This is a genomic window from Nitrospirota bacterium, assembly GCA_040756155.1.
In the GTDB taxonomy this organism is placed as follows: domain Bacteria; phylum Nitrospirota; class Thermodesulfovibrionia; order JACRGW01; family JBFLZU01; genus JBFLZU01.
This window is the reverse complement of the sequence record JBFLZU010000005.1, coordinates 1-7,285: the sequence shown is the minus strand read 5'-3', so window position 1 is coordinate 7,285 and position 7,285 is coordinate 1. Positions and strand designations below refer to the sequence as shown.

General features: G+C 40.1%; 9 protein-coding genes. 3 read left to right on the top strand and 6 right to left on the bottom strand.

The annotated features are described in order from the left end of the window. The first annotated feature begins 301 nt into the window (after positions 1-301). The 3 genes from AB1488_00600 (at position 302) to rfaE2 (ending at position 1,977) form a co-directional block, all read left to right on the top strand. Positions 302-817 (top strand): nitroreductase family protein, encoded by a 516-nt coding sequence (locus AB1488_00600; GenBank protein MEW6408603.1) that lies wholly within the window; start codon positions 302-304, stop codon positions 815-817. Between the two features lie 196 nt (positions 818-1,013). Then, entirely contained in the window at positions 1,014-1,484 is a 471-nt protein-coding gene (locus tag AB1488_00595) for a YbaK/EbsC family protein (protein MEW6408602.1), read from the top strand. Then, positions 1,456-1,977 (top strand): D-glycero-beta-D-manno-heptose 1-phosphate adenylyltransferase, encoded by a 522-nt coding sequence (rfaE2, locus tag AB1488_00590; protein ID MEW6408601.1) that lies wholly within the window; start codon positions 1,456-1,458, stop codon positions 1,975-1,977. The genes AB1488_00595 and rfaE2 overlap by 29 nt, the downstream gene beginning before the upstream one ends. 52 nt (positions 1,978-2,029) lie before the next feature. Here rfaE2 and AB1488_00585 read toward each other — a convergent pair whose 3' ends face one another. The 6 genes from AB1488_00585 to AB1488_00560 form a co-directional block, all read right to left on the bottom strand. Continuing rightward, complete coding sequence (locus AB1488_00585; protein ID MEW6408600.1) at positions 2,030-3,088, bottom strand: Clp1/GlmU family protein; 1,059 nt, start codon at positions 3,086-3,088, stop codon at positions 2,030-2,032. Beyond that, positions 3,081-3,875: a 16S rRNA (adenine(1518)-N(6)/adenine(1519)-N(6))-dimethyltransferase RsmA gene (rsmA, locus tag AB1488_00580; GenBank protein ID MEW6408599.1), complete on the bottom strand. Its 795-nt coding sequence runs from the start codon at positions 3,873-3,875 to the stop codon at positions 3,081-3,083. The genes AB1488_00585 and rsmA overlap by 8 nt, the downstream gene beginning before the upstream one ends. Continuing rightward, positions 3,872-4,885 carry an AmmeMemoRadiSam system radical SAM enzyme gene (amrS, locus tag AB1488_00575; protein MEW6408598.1) on the bottom strand — a complete coding sequence of 338 codons (1,014 nt, stop codon included), beginning with the start codon at positions 4,883-4,885 and terminating at the stop codon, positions 3,872-3,874. The genes rsmA and amrS overlap by 4 nt, the downstream gene beginning before the upstream one ends. A gap of 5 nt (positions 4,886-4,890) precedes the next feature. Beyond that, on the bottom strand, positions 4,891-6,108 hold the full coding sequence (locus AB1488_00570) for an FprA family A-type flavoprotein (GenBank protein ID MEW6408597.1): 1,218 nt from the start codon (positions 6,106-6,108) through the stop codon (positions 4,891-4,893). Positions 6,109-6,160: 52 nt separating this feature from the next. Continuing rightward, positions 6,161-6,745, bottom strand: a complete 585-nt coding sequence (gene rbr, locus AB1488_00565) for a rubrerythrin (protein MEW6408596.1) — start codon at positions 6,743-6,745, stop codon at positions 6,161-6,163. Between the two features lie 193 nt (positions 6,746-6,938). Next, positions 6,939-7,285 (bottom strand): ATP-binding protein (locus AB1488_00560; protein ID MEW6408595.1); only part of this gene is annotated, 347 nt, incomplete at its 5' end.

Genomic DNA, 7,285 nt, shown 5'->3' with positions numbered 1-7,285 from the left:
CCACTCAAGGCAGTTGGGGTTGACATTGGAGAAGGTGCTATTGTGAGGTATGTGGAGGAAACACGAGAGGTAGTTGGATTGACACTAATAGGTATGAGGGAAAGGTTGTTAAAGAATCTCAAGGCAAGCTGATTATGTCTCTTCCGACAGTTACGGGCATGGGCAGATTCCCTTTAGAATACCGAAATAAGAGGGCAGAAGTATCTGAACAAAAAGGAACGACTGCTTGCACAGAATAAAAAAGAAAGAGAAGAATTTATACAGATGCTTGGGAAGTATCAGAAAGGCAAGGGAGTGAACTATGACAGTCTTTGAGGCGGTAAAAGAAAGAAGAAGTGTAAGGAAATTTCTCGATAAGAAGATACCACAAAAGGCAATAGAGTCCCTTATCGAGTCTATTATATGGGCTCCAAGTGCAGGAAATCTGCAGAGTAGAAGATTTTATTTTGTCTTCAATAGAGAAGTAAAAAGTCAAATAGCTGCCGCTGCACTTAATCAGAGATTTATAGCCGAGGCACCACTCACAATAGTAGGATGCACAGATAATCGCATAAGGAGATATTACGGAGAGAGAGGTGTAAGTCTGTATTCCATCCAGGATACAGCCGCAAGCATAGAAAACCTGATGCTTGTTGCTTATGAACTCGGTCTCGGTAGTGTCTGGATAGGGGCATTTAATGAACTGGAGGTCGCAAGGATATTAAACCTTCCAGACTACCTCAGACCTGTAGCTATAGTGCCGGTGGGCTATCCAAATGAAAAGCCATATCCACCATCAAGGATTCCAAAGAGCGAAGCAGTGGTATTCATTACTTAACTTAATGCAAAATTCAAAATTCAAAAATCAAAATGACAGATCAAAACTCAAAAATTTAAAATTTTAATTTGTATTTTTGATTTTTTATCTTTAAATTTTGATTTTTATACTAGTTAGTTCAACTTAAATACGAAAAATGGTATAATTAGCCAAGTTTAAAAGGAGTCCACAGCCTATATAGAAAGGGGGGATTTATATGATATGCAAAAAGCTCAAAGATTACCTGGATAAAAATGGTGTTAACTATAAGGTTCTGGTTCATCCAGAGGCGTTTACCGCACAGGAAATCGCTGCAGCCCTCCATGTTCCAGGAAAAGAATTAGCGAAGGTAGTTATCATAAAAGCAGGTGAGCGTTTCGTTATGGCAGTACTTCCGGCAAGCTGGAAGATAGACATGCATAAACTCAAAGAACTCTTGCAGACAAAGGATGTCAGGCTTGCAACAGAGGAAGAGTTTGGAAAGCTTTTCCCTGACTGTGAAGTCGGTGCGATGCCACCATTTGGAAATCTCTACGACATAGATGTATATGAAGATAAAACTCTCTCAGAGGATAAAGAGATATTCTTCCTGGCAGGAAATCATACGGAATCTATAAAGATGGATTACGCTGATTATGCCGCTCTGGTAAAGCCAAAGATTGCTGAATTTGGCATGCGCATCACATAGGATGGGAATCGAGAAGATAAAAAGCCGTAAAGAACTGAAAGAGACTGTTGAAACTCTAAAAAGCCAGGGTAAAAGAATTGTCTTTACCAACGGCTGTTTCGATATCCTTCATATCGGACACACAAGATACCTCCAGAAGGCAAAGGAACTGGGAGATATCCTTATAGTAGCCATAAATACAGATGCCTCTGTTCGGAATATAAAGGGGAAAGACCGTCCTATCACACCACAGGAAGAACGTGCAGAGGTTCTTGCATCCCTTGAATGTGTTGACTTTATTACTTTTTTTGACGAACCAGATCCGTTAAATATCATCACAGAACTCCAGCCCGATATTCTGGTGAAAGGAGGGGACTGGGGAATCGATCAGATAGTAGGAAGAGAAATCGTAGAAGCAAAGGGAGGGAAGGTAATATCTATACCCCTCATAGAGGGGGTATCAACAAGCAGGATAATAGAGAAGATTCTCAACCCCGTTAGAAAGTCCCCCTAATTGTATGGTTAGGGAGAGTTTATAACGTTTATCCCAAACTTTCTAACGGGGTTTACCACTGAAATCTCTGTTCTTCACCTGATGTTTTTACTTTCAGGTTGCCCAATCTTATAGTTTGTATCTTTGAGGAATCTTTCAGAGGTGTAAGTATCTGTATATTGCCTCTTTCAGCACTGATACCTGATAGGATACCCAGGGCAGTGGTATTATCACCGTTTACATCAAGCCCGAGAAGGAGGCCTTCTAATTTCCTGAGATCCGTTACGACTATTTCTCTATCAGGGTAGTGTTTCCATATTTCACCTATAGCATTCCCTTTTACCTCTCCAGCGGTTATAAGATTTACCCTGATGGCTGACTTGGTGCCATAGAGCACAGGGACGCCGATAACCATAGAAAAAAAATCCCTCTCACTACTGGAAAGTCTCCTATGGGTATGGGGTGGTCCTTTTATCAGTTCAACACTATTTAATGGAAGTATGCACACTTCTGCGTCCTCAAAATAAATCTTGAACCGATTTCTTCTGTATTCTCTTCTCTCTGCTTTGGATCTTGTCTTTGCTACTTTCACTACACCAAGACGGTGAATATTCACCCCTTCTTCGTGATAGATATATGGATAAAGAAGATGCTCGCTCTCACCTGAACGTTGGAGTATAACTATATGGTCAGGACGAAATATCTCCATTTTTTTCCTTTTAAGCATCTTTGCACCTTCTCCGGATACCATGCCTGTGGTATCGAGAATGGTGAGGAAAGCCCTTTTCTCTTCTGCAATCATGCAGATTTTTTTTATACATGAAAGAAAAAGAGAGAAATGACCTTCAGGGGTAGTATCTCCGATAAAATACATGTAATCTGGAGGACCGAGATTTTTCCAGTCAGGTAGGTTATGGAACAGAGAGGTCTCTATTGTTGCTGGTGGACCAAGGTATGACTGTCCGATATCTGCATCTATTAGAATAATTTCATGTTTTCTTGCGGTTGTATCTACAAGTAGTTTTGAGAATGTGCTCTTACCAGAATCAACAGCACCAATCACAATGACCCTGCCACCTTCATTGGTAACTCTCGCTATTGCCTTATTCCAATCCTCTGGTATTTCAGTCATATATTGTGCTCTGCGTTCTATCTTTCAGGGCATCTGATAGCCTTCCAAATTCCTCTATACTTAATGTCTCCGCCCGTCTCGTGGGGTCAATCCCTGCTGAAAGTAATGTCTCCCTTATTACCTCTATACCTATTCCTACTGCCTTGAGAGAATTAATCAGCATCTTTCTCCTCTGCGAAAATGCAATTCTGACAATATGGATAAAGTATGATTCATCTTTTACCTCTATAGAGGGTTTATCGAGTATACTTATTTTAAGAACCGATGAATCAACTTCGGGAGGTGGCCTGAATAACTTTCTTGGCACGGCAAAGGCTATCTCCGGTTTTGTGTAAAACTGAATCACCACAGATAGCACACCGTAGTCCTTGTTCCCCGGGGATGCGACTATCCTCTCAGCAACTTCTTTCTGAATCATAAGAGTCATGCCATTTATTTTTGCTTTTGCAGATAGGAGGCGAAAGATTATGGGTGTTGTTATATAATAAGGTAGGTTTGCTACTACTTTAAAAGACCCCTTTATACTCTCATATGGATAATAAAGGGCATCTCCTTCTACTATCTCAACATTTCGATAGGTAGTTAAATCCCTTCGCAATCTCTCACATAGCCTCCTGTCGAGTTCGATCGCAATCACCTTCTGCACTCTCTCTGAGATCATCCCTGTCATCAATCCTGTTCCTGCTCCGATCTCAACTACAGTATCAGATTTTGTCAGAGAGGCTGTATCGAGTATTCTCTTTATGATAGAGCGGTCAAAGAGAAAGTGCTGTCCTAATCTTCTCACATCCCTACACCATCAATTACCGCATCACATCTTGGACACCTTGAGTTCTTTATAATATTCTTATTTATAAAGAATCCATAGCGCTGAATCAGGAGTTCTCCGCACCTGTAGCAGTATGTATTCTCACCACCCTCACCTGGCACATTCCCTTCATAAACATATCTTAATCCTTCCTCTACACCGATCTCTCTTGCCCTTCTGAGTGTTTTTATAGGTGTTCGTGGTTGATCGAGGAGTTTATAGGTGGGGTAGAATTGAGTAACATGCCATGGGATTGAGGCATCCACTGAGTTTATAAAGGCTGCAATCTTCCTTAACTCATCCTCTGAGTCGTTATATGTGGGTATGATAAGTGTAGTCACCTCTACCCAGACACCTGATTCCTTCATTAACCTGATTGTATCAAGCACAGGTTGGAGTTTTGCACCACATACCTTTTTATAGTGTTCATCGCTGAATGACTTAAGGTCAATATTGTTTCCATCAAGATATGGGGCGATGAGCCTTGTTGCCTCAGGGCTTGTATAACCATTACTCACAAATACATTTTTTATACCTCGTTCTTTTGCGAGTTTTGAGGTCTCATATGCCAGTTCAAAAAATATAGTTGGTTCTGTATATGTGTATGATATACTTTCACACCTCGTCTTTTCAGCCTCAGATACAATCTGCCCTATAGTCATATCCCTGCCTGGAATTATCCCGCCATGTTCTTTAGGATACTGAGAGATATCGTAGTTCTGACAGTGGTTGCAGTGGAAATTACATCCAACGGTTGCGATTGAATAAGAACGGGAGCCTGGCATAAAATGAAAGAGTGGTTTTTTCTCGATAGGGTCTATGTGAGTAGCGATTACTTTTCCATATACAAGAGAATAAAGTGTCCCATCCCTGTTTTCCCTGACACCGCATGTTCCCCTTTTGCCTTTAAGGATTGTACAGTAGTGGTTACAGAGATGACATTTTACCTTTTGATTATCTGACCTTTCATACAGCATTGCCTCTTTCATGCAATTTATTCGAATTTTTTATGATATTCCTTTACCTTTTTTGCAAACTCTCGAGCAAATTCATAGCACTGTTTTTCATCTTCAGCAGATGGTCTGTAAACAACCTGAATCCCTGGTTCGACGGCTTCAAGCCCCATACGCTTGAATTCATCGTATGCCTCTTTCACTGCGCCACCACCCCATCCATAGCTTCCAAAGACACCAACAATTCTATTCTTTGGTCTCAATCCCCTGAGGTGAGTCATAAACTCTGCCACAGAGGGGAACATGATATTATTTAGAGTAGGTGTTCCAATAAGACACCCCCTCGATTTCCAGAATTCTTTGATTGCAATACTCATTGGTGTTGCCCTTAGTTTAATTACTTTGCAATCAACACCTTCATCCTTTATTGCCTGAATAATTGGAAGTGTCATATATTCTGTGCTGTGCCACATGGTATCATAAATTACGGCTACCCTTAAGGATGACCTTCCATTTGCCATATTTAGATACATCTGGATGACCCTTTCTGGTTCACTTCTCCAAATCACACCGTGATCGGGTGCAATCATATCTATCTCAATTCCAAGTTTCTGAATCTCAGATATCTTTGCCTTGATAAGCTGTCCAAAGGGCATAAGTATGTTTGCATAGTAATCAATAACCGCATCCTCAAGTTCTGCATATGAAGCACATTCTATAAACTCATCGTCAAACCGTGCTGATGTTGCAAGGTGCTGTCCAAATGCATCCTGCGAGATTAGAATCTTTGCCTCCTTCACATAGGTCATCATAGAGTCTGGCCAGTGAAGCATTGGTGTTTCGATAAAAAGGAGATTGTATTTACCGATATTCAAGGTATTACCAGTCTTGACAATCTTAAATCTCCACCTTGATGTATCAAAATATCTATCAAGTCCCCTTTTGCCTCTCTCAGTTATATAAATAGTTGCATCTGGTGTAATCTCCATAATCTTATCTATACTGCCTGCATGGTCAGGCTCGATGTGGTTTATCACAAGATTGACTATCTTTGATGGTTCTATAAGGTTCTTTATATTGTTAATGGTTATTTCAGAGAAATCATCTTTGACTGTGTCCAGCAGAGTAATCTCTCTGTCCAGAATCAGATAATTGTTATATGTTGTCCCGTTTGGTATAACATAACCATGAAAATCCCTTACACCCCAGTCTATTGCACCAACCCAATAGATATCAGGCTTTATTTCTACAGCTTTCATTTAAATCCCATTAAGAAAATGTATCTAATTCTTTCCTATGGGTCGTAGACCATTAATAGTCTTCACATTTAATCTGAAAATAGTTTGATTCATGGTCACAGGAAGGACATTTTTCTGGTGGTTCAGTTCCTTCATACATGTATCCACATTTTCTGCAGATCCAGTAGACCTTTTTGTCTTTTTTAAATACAGTGTTTCCTTCGACTTCCTTTAATAATTTTTTATATCTTTCTTCATGGTGTTCCTCTGCCTTAGCGATTGACCTTAAACGTCTGGCAATTTCAGGAAACCCCTCTTTTTCGGCAACATCTGCAAATTCAGGATACATTTTGGTATACTCATAATGTTCTCCTGCGATTGCTGACTTTAGATTCTCAGCAGTATTTCCAAGCATTGTCGGTGCTGATGCTTCAACAGTTATTTCATCAAGTTTCTCATTACTCTTTTGCTTTAATCCGTTGATTAATCTGAATAACCACTTGGCATGCTCCTTCTCATTATCTGCTGTTATAAGGAAAATCTCTGAAATCTGATCAAAGCCCTCATTCTGAGCAATCTTTGAATAAAATGTGTAACGGTTTCTTGCCTGACTTTCACCAATAAATGCCTTTGTTAGATTTTCAATCGTCTTTTGCATATCAGCCTCCCTTTCTCTATAATCTTTATATCTAACTTATATCTAAAGAATCTATGTCCACCAGTCTTAAGATTTAACATATTTCAGGAGGAGTTGCAAGTTTTTCTATTTTTCCTTTTTTCTAAGATATGTGTTTTTACATTTCCTTCGATTTGAGGTGCCCCGCTGCGGAGTTATCGATCACTTTGCATTTTTACATTCGAATAATCTCTGTTGTGCGAAGCATGGTAATAACCTGCTTCTTCTCAGACCGGCATTGAGGACATTGGATTGAACCTGGTTCACAATTGAAACTACAATCGTTAGCCTGAATGTCTGGCAAAGATTGTGCGGTCGATTTTGCCAATAATGTTTTACCTACACCAGGGGGTCCTTCAAGAATTAAGTTTCTACCTGATAAAAGTACCGCTAAGATTTCTTTTTTGGTCTGTTCACTACCGACCCATGGGTCTAAGATACCGATACCTTTATAAATAATGGTTTCTCTGATCTCACTGATTATGCCCATTTTTACCCCGCACCACGCCAGAATGCCCCGCC

Bases quoted from the DNA above. Each gene is read 5' to 3' on its own strand.
- AB1488_00600 (MEW6408603.1), top strand. From the start codon at position 302: ATGACAGTCTTTGAGGCGGTAAAAGAAAGAAGAAGTGTAAGGAAATTT.
- AB1488_00570 (MEW6408597.1), bottom strand. From the start codon at position 6,108: ATGAAAGCTGTAGAAATAAAGCCTGATATCTATTGGGTTGGTGCAATA.
- rbr (MEW6408596.1), bottom strand. From the start codon at position 6,745: ATGCAAAAGACGATTGAAAATCTAACAAAGGCATTTATTGGTGAAAGT.
- AB1488_00595 (MEW6408602.1), top strand. From the start codon at position 1,014: ATGATATGCAAAAAGCTCAAAGATTACCTGGATAAAAATGGTGTTAAC.
- AB1488_00585 (MEW6408600.1), bottom strand. From the start codon at position 3,088: ATGACTGAAATACCAGAGGATTGGAATAAGGCAATAGCGAGAGTTACC.
- amrS (MEW6408598.1), bottom strand. From the start codon at position 4,885: ATGAAAGAGGCAATGCTGTATGAAAGGTCAGATAATCAAAAGGTAAAA.